General features: G+C 64.0%; 19 protein-coding genes. 15 read left to right on the top strand and 4 right to left on the bottom strand.

Annotated features, from left to right (window positions below):
- The first annotated feature begins 169 nt into the window (after positions 1–169).
- From NKH78_RS04345 to leuC, 3 genes are all read left to right on the top strand, one after another.
- Positions 170–985, top strand: a complete 816-nt coding sequence (locus NKH78_RS04345; protein ID WP_254817833.1) for an amino acid ABC transporter permease — start codon at positions 170–172, stop codon at positions 983–985.
- Positions 986–1,037: 52 nt separating this feature from the next.
- Positions 1,038–1,673 (top strand): class I SAM-dependent DNA methyltransferase, encoded by a 636-nt coding sequence (locus tag NKH78_RS04340; RefSeq protein WP_352508959.1) that lies wholly within the window; start codon positions 1,038–1,040, stop codon positions 1,671–1,673.
- 248 nt (positions 1,674–1,921) lie between these two features.
- Positions 1,922–3,331, top strand: a complete 1,410-nt coding sequence (gene leuC, locus NKH78_RS04335) for a 3-isopropylmalate dehydratase large subunit (protein ID WP_352508958.1) — start codon at positions 1,922–1,924, stop codon at positions 3,329–3,331.
- A 60-nt stretch (positions 3,332–3,391) separates the two neighbouring features.
- Here leuC and NKH78_RS04330 read toward each other — a convergent pair whose 3' ends face one another.
- Positions 3,392–3,703: a hypothetical protein gene (locus NKH78_RS04330; RefSeq protein ID WP_352508957.1), complete on the bottom strand. Its 312-nt coding sequence runs from the start codon at positions 3,701–3,703 to the stop codon at positions 3,392–3,394.
- 160 nt (positions 3,704–3,863) lie between these two features.
- Between NKH78_RS04330 and NKH78_RS04325 the strand changes: the two genes are divergently transcribed.
- Together NKH78_RS04325 and NKH78_RS04320 are read left to right on the top strand one after the other, a co-directional pair.
- Positions 3,864–5,060: a GGDEF domain-containing protein gene (locus NKH78_RS04325; RefSeq protein ID WP_352508956.1), complete on the top strand. Its 1,197-nt coding sequence runs from the start codon at positions 3,864–3,866 to the stop codon at positions 5,058–5,060.
- 76 nt (positions 5,061–5,136) lie between these two features.
- Positions 5,137–6,357, top strand: a complete 1,221-nt coding sequence (locus tag NKH78_RS04320) for a GGDEF domain-containing protein (RefSeq protein WP_352738336.1) — start codon at positions 5,137–5,139, stop codon at positions 6,355–6,357.
- Here NKH78_RS04320 and NKH78_RS04315 read toward each other — a convergent pair.
- Positions 6,341–6,700, bottom strand: coding sequence for a hypothetical protein (locus tag NKH78_RS04315; protein ID WP_352649381.1), 360 nt, complete (start codon positions 6,698–6,700; stop codon positions 6,341–6,343). The two genes, NKH78_RS04320 and NKH78_RS04315, sit on opposite strands and share 17 nt — an antisense overlap.
- A 230-nt stretch (positions 6,701–6,930) precedes the next feature.
- Between NKH78_RS04315 and NKH78_RS04310 the strand changes: the two genes are divergently transcribed.
- The 7 genes from NKH78_RS04310 (at position 6,931) to NKH78_RS04280 (ending at position 12,317) form a co-directional block, all read left to right on the top strand.
- Entirely contained in the window at positions 6,931–7,311 is a 381-nt protein-coding gene (locus NKH78_RS04310; protein ID WP_254817827.1) for a hypothetical protein, read from the top strand.
- Between the two features lie 243 nt (positions 7,312–7,554).
- On the top strand, positions 7,555–7,974 hold the full coding sequence (sdhC, locus tag NKH78_RS04305) for a succinate dehydrogenase, cytochrome b556 subunit (RefSeq protein ID WP_352738333.1): 420 nt from the start codon (positions 7,555–7,557) through the stop codon (positions 7,972–7,974).
- A gap of 1 nt (position 7,975) precedes the next feature.
- Positions 7,976–8,371, top strand: coding sequence for a succinate dehydrogenase, hydrophobic membrane anchor protein (gene sdhD / locus NKH78_RS04300; protein ID WP_352508952.1), 396 nt, complete (start codon positions 7,976–7,978; stop codon positions 8,369–8,371).
- A gap of 3 nt (positions 8,372–8,374) precedes the next feature.
- A complete protein-coding gene (gene sdhA / locus NKH78_RS04295) occupies positions 8,375–10,213 on the top strand; it encodes a succinate dehydrogenase flavoprotein subunit (protein ID WP_352508951.1) in 1,839 nt (612 codons plus the stop codon).
- A gap of 2 nt (positions 10,214–10,215) precedes the next feature.
- Complete coding sequence (locus NKH78_RS04290; protein ID WP_352508972.1) at positions 10,216–10,653, top strand: DUF3052 family protein; 438 nt, start codon at positions 10,216–10,218, stop codon at positions 10,651–10,653.
- On the top strand, positions 10,653–11,432 hold the full coding sequence (locus tag NKH78_RS04285) for a succinate dehydrogenase iron-sulfur subunit (RefSeq protein ID WP_352701261.1): 780 nt from the start codon (positions 10,653–10,655) through the stop codon (positions 11,430–11,432). Before NKH78_RS04290 ends, NKH78_RS04285 begins: the two co-directional genes overlap by 1 nt.
- 243 nt (positions 11,433–11,675) lie before the next feature.
- Positions 11,676–12,317 (top strand): YceH family protein, encoded by a 642-nt coding sequence (locus NKH78_RS04280; protein WP_352738331.1) that lies wholly within the window; start codon positions 11,676–11,678, stop codon positions 12,315–12,317.
- Positions 12,318–12,530: 213 nt separating this feature from the next.
- On the opposite strand, the gene NKH78_RS04275 is transcribed toward NKH78_RS04280, so the two are convergent.
- Positions 12,531–12,956 carry an OsmC family protein gene (locus NKH78_RS04275; RefSeq protein WP_352691679.1) on the bottom strand — a complete coding sequence of 142 codons (426 nt, stop codon included), beginning with the start codon at positions 12,954–12,956 and terminating at the stop codon, positions 12,531–12,533.
- Between the two features lie 222 nt (positions 12,957–13,178).
- On the opposite strand from NKH78_RS04275, the gene NKH78_RS04270 reads away from it, so the two are divergent.
- From NKH78_RS04270 to NKH78_RS04260, 3 genes are all read left to right on the top strand, one after another.
- Positions 13,179–13,397, top strand: coding sequence for a hypothetical protein (locus tag NKH78_RS04270; protein WP_352738329.1), 219 nt, complete (start codon positions 13,179–13,181; stop codon positions 13,395–13,397).
- Positions 13,398–13,399: 2 nt separating this feature from the next.
- Positions 13,400–13,756 (top strand): YciI family protein, encoded by a 357-nt coding sequence (locus tag NKH78_RS04265; protein ID WP_352479974.1) that lies wholly within the window; start codon positions 13,400–13,402, stop codon positions 13,754–13,756.
- A gap of 143 nt (positions 13,757–13,899) precedes the next feature.
- Positions 13,900–14,427, top strand: a complete 528-nt coding sequence (locus tag NKH78_RS04260) for a hypothetical protein (protein WP_352738327.1) — start codon at positions 13,900–13,902, stop codon at positions 14,425–14,427.
- Positions 14,428–14,461: 34 nt separating this feature from the next.
- On the opposite strand, the gene NKH78_RS04255 is transcribed toward NKH78_RS04260, so the two are convergent.
- Positions 14,462–15,706, bottom strand: coding sequence for a ubiquinone biosynthesis hydroxylase (locus NKH78_RS04255; protein WP_352701420.1), 1,245 nt, complete (start codon positions 15,704–15,706; stop codon positions 14,462–14,464).
- Positions 15,707–15,715 lie beyond the last annotated feature (9 nt).

The following is a 15,715-nucleotide window of genomic DNA, read 5'->3' as shown; positions in this document are numbered from 1 at the left end:
GCAAGGGGGGAGATCGGATTTCGCATCGGTTTTCGCTAATTTTCAGTGTTGCAGAACGGACGGCGAGGTCAAAGCTGCCGATCTCCCCCCTTGAGAGGGAGATGGCCGGCAGGCCAGAGGGGGGTGTGACAGAACGCTGCCTTCGTGACTCTGTCACCGGTACCGCTTGATGCCGTCGCCGCCTCTCGCCTCGGCCAAATCCGACTTCCCGTGGTGGCTTGCCGTGGCCGTGGCGATCGCCTTGGCCGCCGCCGTCTTCATCGTTGCCAGCGACCTCTATGCCCAGGTCTTCGCAACCGTCGCCAAGGGCATCGGCGTCACCATCTTCGTCACCGTGGTCGCCTTCGCGCTGGCTTGCGCGATCGGGCTCGGCGTCGCTCTGATGGGCCTGTCGGGCTCACGCTGGCTCAGCCAGATCGCCCGCTTCTACGTCGAGATCATCCGCGGCGTACCGATGCTGGTGCTGTTGTTCTGGATCGCCTTTGCCGGCGCGCCGGCCTTCGTCGCAGCGTGGAACGCGCTGACGGCGCCGCTGCAAAGCGCCGGCCTCTTCGGTGAGCTGCTGGTACGCGACGTCTCGCTTTTATGGCGCGCCGTCATGGCGCTGACCATCGGCTATTCCGCCTTCATCTCGGAGGTGTTCCGCGCCGGCATCCAGGCGGTCGAGAAGGGCCAGATCGAGGCGGCGAAGGCGCTCGGGCTGACGCGCACGCAGCGCTTCCGGCTGGTCGTCTTTCCGCAGGCGATCCGCACCATCCTGCCGCCGCTCGGCAATGATTTCGTCGCCATGGTCAAGGATTCCTCGCTGGTCTCGGTGCTCGGCGTCGCCGACATCACCCAGATGGGCAAGATCTACGCCGCCGGCTCGTTCCGCTTCTTCGAAACCTATTCGATCGTCGCCTATATCTATCTCATCCTGACCGTCGGCCTGTCGCTGGCCATGCGGGCGCTGGAGAAGCGGCTGCGCCACCAGCATGGGGAATAGAAGGCAGGCGAAAACGGCGCTACCATCGAGCGGACGCGACCGGGGAGGACCCATGATCATCGACAAGGCCAATGCGGCGCTTGAAGCGGTCTACACGGCCGACACGCCTGAGGCGCTCGCCAAGGCCTATGCGCAATGGGCCGCGACCTATGACGGCGAAACCGCGGCGCTCGGCTATCTCCTGCCGTTCCTGATCACCGCCTGGGTGGCGCGCTACGTGCCGCCGGGCGAAGGACCGCTGCTCGACGCCGGCTGCGGCACCGGCCTGTCGGGGCCGTCGCTCAAGGCGCTAGGCTACCACGACGTTGCCGGCCTCGACCTGTCGCAGGACATGCTGAAAATCGCCGGCGGCCGGCAGGCCTACAGCGAGCTGAAACAGGCGATACTCGGCGGGCCATTGCCCTGGCCGGACGGCTATTTCCGGGCCTTTTTCTCGACCGGCGTGTTCACCATCAGCCACGCGCCGGCGTCGGGCCTGCATGAGCTGGTGCGCATCACCCGGAAGGGCGGCCACGCCATCTTTACGGTCCGTGACCAGGTGTTTGAAAGCAGCGGGTTCAAGGCCGTGTTTGGCGAACTGGAGCAGGCGAAAAAATGGCGGCCGGTCGAGGAGAGCCCATGGTTCCGCTGCTACGCGATCGCCGAGCCCGACGCGCTGGTGAAAACCTTCGTGTTCGAGGTGCTGTGAAGCGCCTGCGAAGGCAGACGCGATTGCTGAAAAGCCAAAACATTGATATGAGCAGCGCCATGGAAGAGCTTTTTGGCGATCCGGCCTATAAAGGTTTCGTGCTGCAGGACAGGAAACGCCTGCCGTCGCGATTTTCCGCGCGCGTCTGCGGGGCGCTGACCAGCCGACTTCGCTAGGGCGGACTCGCCAGGCTGTTTCGCCGGCCGACCGGCGTCCCTTTCCCTTTTTAAATCGACGGATTTACGCACATGAGCGCACCGCGCACCCTCTACGACAAGATTTTCGACGACCATGTCGTCGACCGCCAGGACGACGGCACCTGCCTGCTCTATATCGACCGCCACCTCGTCCACGAAGTCACCAGCCCGCAGGCTTTCGAAGGCCTGCGCATTACCGGCCGCAAGGTTCGGCATCCGGAAAAGACGCTGGCTGTCGTCGACCACAACGTGTCGACTTCGCCCGAGCGAAAGTTCGGCATCAAGAACGAGGAAAGCCGCATCCAGGTCGAGGCGCTGGCCAAAAACGCCAAGGATTTCGGTATCGAATATTATTCCGAGAAGGATATCCGCCAGGGCATCGTCCACATCATCGGTCCCGAGCAGGGCTTCACGCTGCCCGGCATGACCATCGTCTGCGGCGACAGCCACACCTCGACGCATGGCGCGTTCGGGGCGCTGGCGCACGGCATCGGCACCTCGGAAGTCGAGCATGTGCTGGCGACGCAGACGCTGATCCAGCGCAAGGCCAAGAACATGCTGGTGCGCGTCGACGGCGCACTGCCGGAAGGCGTCACCGCCAAGGACATCATCCTCGCCATCATCGGCGAGATCGGCACAGCCGGGGGCACCGGCTATGTCATCGAATATGCCGGCGAGGCAATCCGTGCGCTGTCGATGGAAGGTCGGATGACGATCTGCAACATGTCGATCGAAGCCGGCGCGCGCGCCGGCCTGATCGCGCCGGACGAGACCACCTTCGCCTATGTCAAGGACAAGCCGCGCGCCCCCAAGGGCGAAGCCTGGGATGCCGCGCTCGCCTATTGGAAGACGCTGCAGTCCGACGAAGGCGCGCATTTCGACAAGGTCGTCGTGCTCGACGCGGCAAAGCTGCCGCCGATCGTCTCCTGGGGCTCCTCGCCCGAAGACGTTGTCTCGGTTCAAGGCATCGTGCCGAACCCAGACGACATCACTGATGAGAACAAGCGCACGTCCAAGCAGCGTGCACTCGACTATATGGGCCTGATACCGGGCACCAAGATCACCGATATCGAACTTGACCGCGTCTTCATCGGCTCCTGCACCAATGGCCGCATCGAGGATCTGCGCGCCGCCGCCAAGGTGATCGAAGGCAAGAAGGTCAATCCGCGGGTCAGCGCGATGATCGTGCCGGGCTCCGGCCTGGTCAAGGAACAGGCCGAGGCCGAAGGCCTCGACAAGATCTTTGTCGCGGCCGGCTTCGACTGGCGCGAGCCGGGCTGCTCGATGTGCCTTGCCATGAACGACGACCGGCTGAAGCCGCATGAGCGCTGCGCCTCGACCTCGAACCGCAATTTCGAAGGGCGCCAGGGCTTCAAGGGCCGCACCCATCTGGTGTCGCCGGCAATGGCGGCGGCGGCGGCAATTGCCGGCCATTTCGTCGACATCCGCGAGTGGAAATAGCGCAGGGCGCGCCCAGTCGGATATGAGAGTGCCCGAGCCGCAATGCGGTTCGGGCATTCTTCAGCCGGGCCGCCTGACGAATTCGTGAAATCCCTCACGTCGGCCGGGTTGGTCCTTTGCAACGACCAGCGCCAGTTGGCGCTCGTCGAAGAGTTTGAACCATTCATCCCATTCGACCAGTTCATAGCCGCCGGCATTGACCGGACGTTCGGGCTCATCCTGGTCCTGATAGGCATGCTGGCCGAAGACCAGCCTCAGCATGGGCTGCGTTCCGGCTTCGGGCGACACGTCGACGATCGCCGGAAAGCCGGCGCGCGCCGCCGCCCAAGAGCGAATTGCATCGTGATCGGTCAGCATGATCGTGTCGGCCATCGGAGCGTCTCCTGGTTGCCGTCGTGAAACGCCGCTCGCCGTTCGCGGTTCCGCCCAGCGGCTGCGTCGACGCACCTGTCGTATATTCGCTTTCGCTTAACCGCTTGTTTGGGCTTCCGCTCTAACGTCTCCTGAGGGAAGCGAGGGGAAATTTCAGCGCTTGGACACCGGCCTGCTCATAGCGCTGCTCAATCCAGGCATCGCCCTCACACTCGGCACTGCATTTCTCGTGCTGTGGTTCTATCAGCGTCACCGTCCCTATCTGGCCGTGCTGGCGGCGGGCTACTCGGCCTCGGCCGCAGGCTTCCTGCTCCAGTATTTCACGCTGCCTGTCGGTATGGCGCCCACCAAGCTCATCTCGATCCTGTGCTTCACCTTTGCCACTTGCTGTCTCGCCGGCGCGGTCATTGCGCGCTATGGGCGGCGCGTGCCTTACACGGCGGTCGGCATTCTGGCCTGCGGCGGACTGGCCGCGTTCTCGTGGTTTCTTTTTGCCCGGCCGGATCTCACCTGGCGCATCCTTGCCATCAATTTCAGCTTCGGCGGCATCAGCCTGGTTGTTGCCGCCGAGTTGCGCGCAGTGCGCAACAACGGCCCGACAGAAATGGTCCTGTTCGTACTGTCGCTGCTTTCCGGCATGAACTTCCTGGCGCGGACCCTTGCCGTCGTCATCGCGCATGGGCCGTTCACCAGCTATGAAGGGCTTTACACCTCCTCCTATTGGACGACGGCGCTGCTGTCGCATGCATTGCTGTCGCTGCTTATTGCACTTTGCCTGTTTGGCGCCGCCGCGCTCGATGTGACGAAGGCCCTGAAGACCGAAACCCTGACAGACCCGCTGTCGGGCCTGCTCAACCGCCGCGGCTTCGAGGAGCGCGCCACGCTGGTGCTGCAGCACTGTGCCACGGCGCGATTGCCGGTTACGCTGGTGCTGGCCGATCTCGATCATTTCAAGGCACTCAACGATCAGCATGGCCACGCGGCCGGCGATCGCGTCATCGTCGATTTCGCCGCCAAGCTTCTGTCGGCTGCAGGTGCGCGCGGCGTTGCCGGCCGCGTCGGCGGCGAAGAGTTCGCCGTGCTGTTGCCGCTCAGCGACCTTGGCGCGGCAAGACTGTATGCCGAAACCATTCGCACGCTCTATTCGGCGGGCCGAATCGACGGGCTTCCGCCCGAGACAAGAGTGACCGCGAGCTTCGGCGTGGCCGCCCGCACCAGCCACGAAGGGCTGGACCCGCTGATGCGCCGCGCCGACGAAGCGCTCTACAAAGCCAAAAGGAATGGCCGCGACAGCGTGTGCCTGTCCCATCAGCGGCCTGAAACGGTCGTCCTTCCCAATCGGACCAGTGCTGGCTGAGCGTCAGCGGCGGCTTCGAATTAACGTCTTTTTCGCCCGTTGGTGATCTGCTGTTCGGGGGGAGTGCCAAAACGCCATGGGCAGCGCTAATTTCATCCTGCTGATCAACCTGTTCGTTGCCGGGCTGCTGGCGGCGGCCTTCATGACGATCGCGGTCTATGACGCCGGCCGGGTGTCGGCGCGCTGGCTGGCGTTCGGCTATGTGCTCGGCATGGCTTATTTCGCGATCGAGTTCAGCATTCCTGCCTTCGACAATGCGCGCCCCGTAGTTGTCGCCGCCTTTGCCGCTTTCCTTGCTGCTACCATCGCCTTCAATGGCGGGCTTGCCCATAAATACCGCGTTTCGCCGCCTTGGCCGCCGATGCTGCTCTTCCTGGTCTTCGCCACCCTCGCGGTCTACTTCGTCCAGGATCTGCCACGCCAATCCTTTGTGCGAATGGCGGCCTACCAGCTTCCCTATGCGGCCATGCAATTCACCGGGCTGGCGATCGTCTTGTCGTCCAGGCAAAGACGCGAGCGGCTCGACTATATGCTGATGGCTGTCCTGGCGGCCAGCACCTTGCAATTCGCCAGCAAACCCTTCATCGCCCATGCGCTTGGGGGCTGGGGCGCCAACCCGCAATCTTATGCGCAGACCAGCTATGCGTTGGTGTCGCAGTCTGTCGGCACCGTGTTCGGCCTGGCGCTTGCGCTGGTGACATTGGCTATCCTGGTCCGCGACGTGCTCGCCGAGGTGACGTCGAAATCGGAAACCGACACGCTTTCGCGGCTGCTCAACCGTGGCGGCTTCGAGCGCCATGCCGAGATCGCACTGCGCGACGCCATGCGGCGCGCCGTTCCAGCGGCACTGGTCATTGCCGATCTCGACCATTTCAAGCGCATCAACGATACTTACGGCCACGCGTCGGGCGATCGGGTCATCGAGGCCTTTGCCGGTTTCCTCCGCGATGCCGCGGCCGACCATCATGTCGCCGGACGCATCGGCGGCGAGGAATTCGCTATTTTCCTGCCGGGGACCAATCTAGCCGCCGCCCGGCTCTTTGCCGAGGGCACGCGCAGCGCCTTCGGTTCCACGCCGATCGACTGCCTGCCCGCAAATCACCGCTGCAGCGCCAGCTTCGGCGTTGCAGAGCTTGGTCCGGGCGAAAGCTTTTCCGACCTGCTGCGGCGCGCCGACAAAGCGCTTTATCAGGCGAAGGGCAGCGGCCGCGATTGCGTGCGTGTCTCGGTGGGGCCGGCTGTTGCCCTGCCGGCGCCGTCAACCAAGGGCGGCGTGGCCGTCAGCGGCAGGGGCTGAGCTCCGGCATCTCGCCGTCGGAGAGACCATACATATAGCTGCGGCCCTTGACGAAAACCGGTGGCCTGTAGCAGTCGCCGCCGCGGACATCGTCCGATTCGTTTTCGTAGATCACGTCGGGCTGGCCGGCGCCGGTGTAGTCGGACAACTCCTTGGCCAGCTTGCCCTCGCCAACGAGGATACGCTTGTAGCCGGCGGCGCTGTCGATGACGAGATTGCCGAAGGAATCGGCATAGACGCGGTCATGATGGCGCGTCCCGGCGAATGCCGGTGCGACGACGCCGACGGCGAGCGCCGCCAATAGGAACCAGGGAAGGCGCGGTCCTGCTGAATTCGAATGCATGGCGTGCTGCTCCATTGCTGAGAGGCAAGCCTCCTCGAATCAGAAATTAACCTTTTATTAACCTTTGTTAAGAGGGCAACCGCAGCCGGGGCGAGGTCCTGGAAAATATGGTTAATACCCGATCGCCCACCGGCCATCATTCGGCCATGCCTTGTTCCCACGATCGCCGGCATCGGGCGCGACTCAAAAAGCATGAAAATCCGGGGGCTCGATGCGCGGGGGAAAGCAGCATGAGATTACACCGCAGGTTTCGGGTGGCGCTGGCCATTCCGCCGCTACTGGCGGCCGCCGCCTGCGCGCCGCAGACCAGCGCGCCCAAGCTTGGCAATACGGCCGCCGCTTCCGTGTCGCTTGCTCCCGCCGCCAGCGAACCGACGGCACCGCAGCCGCGCATTGCTACTTACAACTGCGCCGACGGTAGCGTGATGACCATCGAGAACCTGGGCACGTCGGTGCGCGTGCTCGGCCAGGACGGCACCAGTGCCGAGCTGCCGGCTTCACCGGCCAATCAGACCAGCCGTTACGGCGAGGCGCATGACGCAATCGTGATCGACGGGCGTGACGCGCTGGTGATGAAGGGCGGTGCCTCACCGCTGGCCTGCAAGCGCTGATCCGCCCCTTTGTGGCAGCCATATTTTGCAGTGCAGCGACATTGTGCCGGCTCAAGGCGACAGTCCTAATCGATTGAAGCTGAAAACGCCGCTTTCATCAGACTAAATTACGTTTTCGAAACGGTTTTCCGGCTTTGACGCGGTGCAAAAAGAGCATTAGAAACCGGCTGTCCGAAGTCGCAACCGGAAGCGGCAATGCCGCATTCCCACCTGAGGCTCCAGAGACGCCGAACTGGGGGAGCCATGAGCAAGTCACCAGCCACCCGCGAATTTGCCAGACGTGAACGGCCGCTTTCGCCGCACCTGACCGTCTATCGGCCGCCGATCACCATGACGATGTCGATCGTCCACCGCATCACCGGCGGGGCGCTCTATTTCGGCACGCTGCTGGTCGCGCTGTGGCTGATGGCGGCGGCGAGTTCGGAGGCGACCTTCAATGCCGTCAACTGGGCCTTCGGCTCGTGGCTGGGACGGCTGGTGCTGTTCGGCTACAGCTGGGCGCTGATGCACCACATGCTGGGCGGTGTGCGCCATCTGATCTGGGACACTGGGGCAGGGCTGGAAAAGGATACCGCGTCGAGGATCGCCTGGGCGACGCTGGCCGGCTCGGTCATGCTGACGCTGCTGATCTGGATCGCCGGCTACCTGGCGCGGGGAGCCTGACATGAGCGGCAAAAACACCGACATGCGCACGCCGCTGGCCAAGGTCCGCGGCCTCGGTTCCGCCCGCGAGGGCACCGGCCATTTCTGGCGCCAGCGGCTGACGGCGATCTCCAACATCCCGCTGGTCCTGTTCTTCGTCGGCTTCCTGATCGCACTCAACGGCGCCAGCTATATCGAGGTGCGCGCCGCACTTGCCAATCCGTTCGTGGCACTGGTGCTGGCGCTGGTGCTGCTGTCGGTGCTCTACCACATGCGGCTCGGCATGCAGGCAATCATCGAAGACTATGTGCATGGCGAAGGCGCCAGGCTGGCGCTGCTCGCCCTCAACACATTCTTTCCCGTAGTCGTCGGCGTCGCTTCGGTCTTCGCCCTGCTTAAACTGGCATTTGGAGGCTGAGTTTTGGCCAAGGACGCGAAGAACGCCAACACGGCTTCCGCCTATAGCTATGTCGACCACAAATTCGACGTCGTGGTCGTCGGTGCCGGCGGCGCCGGCCTGCGGGCCACGCTCGGCATGGCCGAGCAGGGCCTGCGCACCGCCTGCATCACCAAGGTGTTCCCGACGCGCTCGCATACGGTGGCGGCACAGGGCGGCATTGCCGCCTCGCTCGCCAATATGGGTCCCGACAACTGGCAGTGGCATCTCTTCGACACCGTCAAAGGCTCGGATTGGCTGGGCGACACCGACGCGCAGGAATACATGGTGCGCGAAGCGCCGGCGGCGGTCTACGAGCTCGAGCATTACGGCGTCCCCTTCAGCCGCACCGAGGACGGGAAAATCTACCAGCGGCCGTTCGGCGGCATGATGATGAATTTCGGCGGGGGGCCGCCGGTGCAGCGCACCTGCGCGGCCGCCGACCGCACCGGCCACGCCATGCTGCACACGCTCTACGGCCAGTCGCTGAAGCACAATGCGCAGTTCTTCATCGAGTATTTCGCGCTCGACCTGATCATGGAGCCGGACGGCACCTGCACCGGCGTCGTCGCCTGGAACCTCGACGACGGCACCATCCACCGCTTTTCGGCGAAAATGGTGGTGCTGGCGACCGGCGGCTATGGCCGCGCCTATTTCTCGGCCACCTCGGCGCATACCTGCACCGGCGATGGCGGCGGCATGGCCGCACGCGCAGGGCTGCCGCTGCAGGACATGGAGTTCGTGCAGTTCCACCCGACCGGCATCTACGGCGCCGGCTGCCTGATCACCGAGGGCGCGCGCGGCGAGGGCGGCTATCTCGTCAATTCCGAGGGCGAGCGCTTCATGGAACGCTACGCGCCGTCAGCCAAGGATCTGGCTTCGCGCGACGTGGTCTCGCGCTGTATGACGCTGGAGATCAGGGAGGGCCGCGGCGTCGGCCCGAAGAAGGATCACATCTTCCTGCATCTCGACCATCTCGACCCGGCCGTTCTGCACGAGAGGCTCCCGGGTATTTCGGAATCGGCAAAGATCTTTGCCGGCGTCGACCTGACCAAGGAGCCGATCCCGGTGCTGCCGACGGTCCATTACAATATGGGCGGCGTGCCGACCAATTACTGGGGCGAAGTGCTCAACCCTACTGCCTTGAACCCGGACCAGGTGTCGCCCGGGCTGATGGCGGTCGGCGAGGCCGGCTGCGCCTCGGTGCACGGCGCCAACCGGCTGGGCTCGAACTCGCTGATCGACCTGGTGGTGTTCGGCCGTGCGGCGGCGATCCGGGCCGGCCAGGTGATCGACCGGACATCGGCGATCCCTTCGCCCAACGAGGCCGCCGTCGAAAAGATCATGGACCGCTTCGACCGGCTGCGTCACGCCAACGGCTCGACGCCGACAGCGGTTTTGCGCGAAAAGATGCAGAAGGCGATGCAGGAGGACGCGGCGGTGTTCCGCACCCAGGAATCGCTGGAAAGCGGCTGCAGGCGCATTTCGCAGCTTTGGGGCGAGCTCAAGGACGTCAAGGTGTTCGACCGCTCGATGATCTGGAACTCCGACCTGGTCGAGACGCTGGAGCTGGAAAATCTGATGGCCAACGCCATCACCACCGTCTACGGCGCCGAGGCGCGCAAGGAAAGCCGCGGCGCGCACGCGCGGGAGGACTTTTCGGCCCGCGACGACGCCAACTGGCGCAAGCATACGCTGGCCCGGCTCAACGAGGCCGGCGAGGTGGCGCTCAGCTACCGGCCGGTGCACACCGAGACGCTGCTCAAGGAGGCAGACGGCGGCATCAATCCGGCCAAGATTGCGCCGAAGGCGAGAGTGTATTGAAGATGGCGCTGGCGACAGCTGGATATTCCGGCACGCCCCTTCCAGCCAAGCTCGGCCTGAAGGACGGGATGATTGCCGCCTTCGTCGCCTTGCCGGCCGAGCTGGACGACCTTGCCGAAGCCGTGGACTTTGCCGAGCTCGACCGGCTGGCCAACTGGTCGGCGATTTCGGGCGTTCATGAGAAATACGATGCCGTGCACGCTTTCACCCGGCAGCGTGTCGAGATCGAGGACCGTCTTGGCGACATCGAAGCGGCGATCAAGCGGGACGGCATGGTCTGGGTGTCATGGCCAAAGAAGGCATCGAAAGTGCCGACCGACGTCACCGAGGACATTATCCGCACAGAGGCGCTGAAGCTCGACCTCGTCGACGTCAAGGTCGCCGCCGTGAACGAGATCTGGTCCGGGCTGAAGCTCGTCATCCGAAAGGACCTGAGGTAATGGTCGAACTCACGCTTCCGAAAAACTCGAAGATAATGGCCGGAAAAACCTGGCCGAAGCCGGAGGGTGCGACCAATCTGCGCGAATACCGCATCTACCGCTGGTCGCCCGACGATGACGAGAACCCGCGCATGGATACGTATTTCGTCGACATGGACGATTGCGGGCCGATGGTGCTCGACGCGCTGCTCTGGATCAAGAACAAGATCGACCCGACGCTGACGCTGCGCCGCTCCTGCCGCGAAGGCATTTGCGGCTCCTGCGCCATGAACATCGATGGGTCGAACACGCTGGCCTGCACCAAGGGCTGCGACGACATTGCCGGCGCGATCAAGGTCTATCCGCTGCCGCACATGCAAGTGGTCAAGGACCTGGTGCCCGACCTCACCAATTTCTACGCCCAGCATGCCTCGATCGAGCCGTGGTTGAAGACGGTGTCGCCCGAGCCGGCCAAGGAATGGCTGCAAAGCCATGAGGACCGCGAAAAGCTCGACGGGCTCTACGAGTGCATATTGTGCGCCTGCTGCTCGACCTCCTGCCCGAGCTACTGGTGGAACGGCGATCGCTATCTCGGCCCGGCGACGCTGCTGCAGGCCTATCGCTGGCTGATCGATTCCAGGGACGAGGCGACGGGCGAGCGGCTCGACAATCTCGAAGACCCGTTCCGGCTCTATCGCTGCCACACGATCATGAACTGCGCCCAGACCTGCCCCAAGGGGCTCAACCCGGCCAAGGCGATCGCCGAGATCAAGAAGATGATGGTGGAGCGACGGGTATAGGGGGCGGGCGGGTTGCAGCCGAGATCGTCTCGTCCGTAGCGATCCTTCGCGCCCCCCTCTGTCCTGCCGGACATCTCCCCCGCAAGGGGGGAGATTGGCCGTCATCTTGGCTTTCGCTAATCTCCACCATTGCAAGAATGGACGCACACCGTTGAAGCTGCCGATCTCCCCCCTTGCGGGGGAGATGTCCGGCAGGACAGAGGGGGGTGCTGTCCCTCCGGCCTCAGAAGGATAGCCGATCCAATGACCGACTCCGACCTTCCCATCCTCTCTCCCATCGAAGCGCGCGTCCTCGGCTGCCTGATCGAGAAGAAGGAACTGACGCCGGACGTCTATCCGCTGACGCTCAATGCAGCACATGCGGCGGCCAACCAGAAAACGGCGCGCGAGCCGGTAATGTCGGTCGAGGTTGGCGAAGTCAGAAGGGCGCTTGGCCAGCTCGAGCAGAAGGGCCTCGTCAGGCAGGTGTTCGCGTCGCGCGTCGAGCGCTATGAGCATGTCGTGGCACAGCGCTTTTCCCTGACCTCGGCGCAGATCGCGCTGCTCGGCCTGTTGTTGCTGCGCGGCCCGCAGACGGCCTATGAATTGCTGGCGCGAAGCGAGCGCCTGGCGCGGTTGCCGTCGATCGACGAGCTTCGCGGCAATCTCGATCTGCTGATCGGCCGAAGGCCGCCACTGGTGCAGCAGATCGATCGCGGCCCAGGCCAGCGCGAGGATCGCTATGTCCATCTGCTCAGCGGGCCGGTGCAGCTGTCGACTGCAGCAGCGCCCTTGCAATCGTCCTCGCCGGCCTCGGATCTGGAGACGCGCGTACAGGCCCTCGAGGAGGAGGTCGCGGCATTGCGCGCCCGCCTGGATGCGCTGACCGGCGAAGGCACTACATAGTCACTCGAACGTCGGCGATCCTTCGCGCCCCCCTCTGCCCTGCCGGGCATCTCCCCCTCAAGGGGGGAGATTGCGCTGTCATCTCCACTTTCGCCAATCACCAAGGTTGAAGGACGAGAGCCGTCGCCAAAACTGCCAATCTCCCCCCTTGAGGGGGAGATGCCCGGCAGGGCAGAGGGGGGCGCGAAGGATCGCCGACGTTCGTTTGGCGGCTCACCCGAGCCTGGCGTCGAGCGACACCTTGATGGCGCCGAGCGCCTTCGAGACCGGGCATCCGCCCTTGGCTTTTTCGGCTAGTTCCTGGAATTTGGCGGCATCGATGCCCGGTACCTTGCCGATCAGCGTGATCGCGCTGCCGGTGATACCGGTGCCGGGGACCAGTGTCACCACGGCCTTGGCGTCGAGCTCGGTAGCCGGAGTGCCGTTCTCGGCAAGAAGATGCGAAAGTTGCATGGCAAAGCAGCCGGCATGGGCGGCGGCGATCAGCTCTTCCGGGTTGGTGCCGGATTTGCCGCTCTCGTCCTCGAAACGCATCTTGGCAGAATAGGGCGTGCCTTTCAGCGTCCCGCTCTGGGTATCGAGCGTGCCTTTGCCTTCCTTGAAACTGCCTTTCCAAACGGCGTTGGCGGTGCGGTCCATCAATTCCTCCTTGATTGTCGTGATTGAGCCCGTAGTCGGCGTCCGGTCGACTATAGCGCGCGCCGGAGCGAAGGCCACCCACGCTTTCGTATCGGCGGCAGCGTGACACACCATGTTCGAGCGAAAAAAATTCGAAAAAATACGCGTGCAAAAATGTCGACTTCCATCTGTCCCGGCCGTCCTGCGGGCGGCCATGGAATTGGTGGCCGGATGGAGGACCACATGAACAATCTGTTTTCTGCTCACTGGACAAGCACCAGCCACATGGCCGGTGAACAACAAGCCGACTGGTCGCGCCTGCGGCCTTCCGGCTTCGGCCGACTGCTTGCGGCGATTGCCATCATCGGCATTACGGTGTCCTTTCTCGACTATGCAGCGGCCAAAGGCCCAGCTGACGTGTCCGTCGCCTCGCCCTACGGTCCAACCCAGGAATGGAGGTAAAGATGAGATACGTTTGCCTGGTCTATGGTGAAGAAAAAGATCTCTACGCAATGACGCCTGCGAGGCTGGCCAAGCTCGACGCCGATTCGCTGGCCTATGACAGGTCGGTGGCGCAAAGCGGCCGCCTGATCATCGCGCAGGCGCTGCAATCGGTGAAGACATCGAAGACCGTGCGCCGGCGCCAGGGCAAGCGGCTGGTCACTGACGGCCCCTTCGCCGAGACCAAGGAGCAGCTGCTCGGTTTCGTCATGATCGAGGCCGGGGATCTCGACGAGGCGCTGGAGATCGCCGGCGGAATCCCGCTGGCCGAAATCGGCACGATCGAGGTGCGGGCGATCTACAACGTACCGGGGTCGTAGGGATGTCCCGATAAGATCCTTGGCAAAGTGATGGCGGCCGATGACTGGCGCAGGCTTTCGTTTTCTTCGATCGATGCAACTTTTGCGTGTTGAAGCGAAGCAATACTTCTTCTATCGTCGCCCGAGATTGGGGATCTTGGGGTATGCATATATTGATTGCTGCAATCGGCCTGCTGGGGGCAGCGGCGTTCTGGTGGTACCGGCTGAAGATCATGAACGACGCGGCGCGTGAGGTTGCCGACGTCGTTGGCCGCGTCCAGGGCAATATCCGCCGCAAGAAGCTGCGCACGCAGGCGGCGCTCTCGCCGCTGACGGCGATCGACGATCCGGTCGTCGCCGCCGCGACGCTGATCACCGCGATTGTTTCCGAGCATGGTCCTGTGCTGCCGCAACGCGAAGCCGCCATTCGATCGGCGATCTCGGAGATCGCCGACAAAAAGCAGACCGATGAAGCCGTGATCTACGCCAAATGGGCGGCATCGCAAATCGACGACGCCGCGGTCGTCATCGACAAGCTGGCACCGTTCCTGCGCGAACGGCTCGACGCAGCTGAAAGGAACGATCTGCTGCGAATGGTCAGCCGTGCGGCGGAAGCTGGTGGACAAAACCTGCCGATTCCCGACCAGCGCATGCTCCGGCTGCGCCAGAAGCTAGGCTTTGAGGTCAACTGACCGAACGCCAGTAAAACGCGCGCGCTTGCCGGGCCTAAATCGCCTCGCCCTTCAACAGTTTCGGCGTGTCGCCGGACAGACCCGACGCCTGGCGGATGAAGAACCCCTTCAGCCGCGGCATGCGCTCGACAAGGCCGAGGCCGATGTCGCGCAAAGTGCGCAGCGGGCCGAAATCGTTGGAAAACAGCCGGTTCAGCACATCGGTGGTGATGCCCATCTGCACCGTGTCGAAACGCCGCCATTGCTGGTAGCGCTCAAGCACGTCCAGCGCGCCGATGTCCTGGCCGAGCCGGTCGGCCTCAACCACCACTTCGGCCAGCGCCGCCACGTCTTTGAAGCCGAGATTCAGACCCTGGCCGGCGATCGGGTGGATGCCGTGGGCGGCGTCGCCGGCCAAGGCGATGCGCGGCGCGACGAAGGCGCGCGCAATGATCAGCCCAAGCGGCCAGGCACGCGGCTTGTCGGCGATATGGATTTCGCCGAGTTTCAGGCCAAAGCGCTGCTCGAGCTCATATTCCAGGACCAGGGTGTCGCCACTGACCAGCTTGTCGGCATCCTGCGACCGTTCGACCCAGACGATCGACGAGCGGTTGGTGCCGTCCTTGCCCGGCTTGAGCGGCAGCGTGGCAAACGGGCCTGCGGGAAGGAAATGCTCTTCGGCGCGGCCGTTGTGCGGCCGCTCATGCGCCACCGTGCAGACGATGCCGGACTGGCCATACTCCCATTTCACCGTCTTGATGCCGGCCATGTCGCGCAGCTTCGAATTGACGCCGTCGGCGGCAACCAGCAGCCGCGCCTTCAGCGTCGCGCCGTCGGCAAGATGCACGGTTATGCCGGCGCCGTTGATGTCGAAGGCGCTGACGGCGACGCCTTCGATGATGCCGATGCCGAGTTGTTCGGCGCGCCGGCGCAAGGCGCCGTTCAAATCCTTGTTGGCGACCATATGCGCGAAGGGTTCGCCGGGCGCGACCTCGCCATCGAAAGTGAGGAACACCGGGCGGACCGGATCGGATGTGCGCGAATCAGTGACGATCATTTCGGTGATCGCCTGCGCCTCCGGCGCGATCTCGTTCCAGACGCCGAGCTGGTCGAGCATGCGGCACGCGGCGGCGGCAATCGCCGAGGCGCGGCCGTCCTTCCGCCAGACCCCGGCGGGTGCTGCATCGACGACGGCAACGGCAAGGCTCGGCCGCGCCTGCTTCAGCGATACGGCGGCGGCCAGGCCGACATAGCCGGCGCCGGCGACAAGAACGTCGAGCGAATTCTTGCTGTCCACCATGGCAATTCC

Source organism: Mesorhizobium sp. M0910, assembly GCF_040319465.1.
Classification (GTDB): Bacteria; Pseudomonadota; Alphaproteobacteria; order Rhizobiales; family Rhizobiaceae; genus Mesorhizobium.
This window is presented reverse-complemented; position numbering and strand designations above follow the sequence as displayed.

Bases quoted from the DNA above. Each gene is read 5' to 3' on its own strand.
- NKH78_RS04345 (WP_254817833.1), top strand. From the start codon at position 170: ATGCCGTCGCCGCCTCTCGCCTCGGCCAAATCCGACTTCCCGTGGTGG.
- NKH78_RS04340 (WP_352508959.1), top strand. From the start codon at position 1,038: ATGATCATCGACAAGGCCAATGCGGCGCTTGAAGCGGTCTACACGGCC.
- leuC (WP_352508958.1), top strand. From the start codon at position 1,922: ATGAGCGCACCGCGCACCCTCTACGACAAGATTTTCGACGACCATGTC.
- NKH78_RS04330 (WP_352508957.1), bottom strand. From the start codon at position 3,703: ATGGCCGACACGATCATGCTGACCGATCACGATGCAATTCGCTCTTGG.
- NKH78_RS04320 (WP_352738336.1), top strand. From the start codon at position 5,137: ATGGGCAGCGCTAATTTCATCCTGCTGATCAACCTGTTCGTTGCCGGG.
- NKH78_RS04315 (WP_352649381.1), bottom strand. From the start codon at position 6,700: ATGCATTCGAATTCAGCAGGACCGCGCCTTCCCTGGTTCCTATTGGCG.
- NKH78_RS04310 (WP_254817827.1), top strand. From the start codon at position 6,931: ATGAGATTACACCGCAGGTTTCGGGTGGCGCTGGCCATTCCGCCGCTA.
- sdhC (WP_352738333.1), top strand. From the start codon at position 7,555: ATGAGCAAGTCACCAGCCACCCGCGAATTTGCCAGACGTGAACGGCCG.
- sdhD (WP_352508952.1), top strand. From the start codon at position 7,976: ATGAGCGGCAAAAACACCGACATGCGCACGCCGCTGGCCAAGGTCCGC.
- NKH78_RS04290 (WP_352508972.1), top strand. From the start codon at position 10,216: ATGGCGCTGGCGACAGCTGGATATTCCGGCACGCCCCTTCCAGCCAAG.
- NKH78_RS04285 (WP_352701261.1), top strand. From the start codon at position 10,653: ATGGTCGAACTCACGCTTCCGAAAAACTCGAAGATAATGGCCGGAAAA.
- NKH78_RS04280 (WP_352738331.1), top strand. From the start codon at position 11,676: ATGACCGACTCCGACCTTCCCATCCTCTCTCCCATCGAAGCGCGCGTC.
- NKH78_RS04275 (WP_352691679.1), bottom strand. From the start codon at position 12,956: ATGGACCGCACCGCCAACGCCGTTTGGAAAGGCAGTTTCAAGGAAGGC.
- NKH78_RS04270 (WP_352738329.1), top strand. From the start codon at position 13,179: ATGAACAATCTGTTTTCTGCTCACTGGACAAGCACCAGCCACATGGCC.
- NKH78_RS04265 (WP_352479974.1), top strand. From the start codon at position 13,400: ATGAGATACGTTTGCCTGGTCTATGGTGAAGAAAAAGATCTCTACGCA.
- NKH78_RS04260 (WP_352738327.1), top strand. From the start codon at position 13,900: ATGCATATATTGATTGCTGCAATCGGCCTGCTGGGGGCAGCGGCGTTC.
- NKH78_RS04255 (WP_352701420.1), bottom strand. From the start codon at position 15,706: ATGGTGGACAGCAAGAATTCGCTCGACGTTCTTGTCGCCGGCGCCGGC.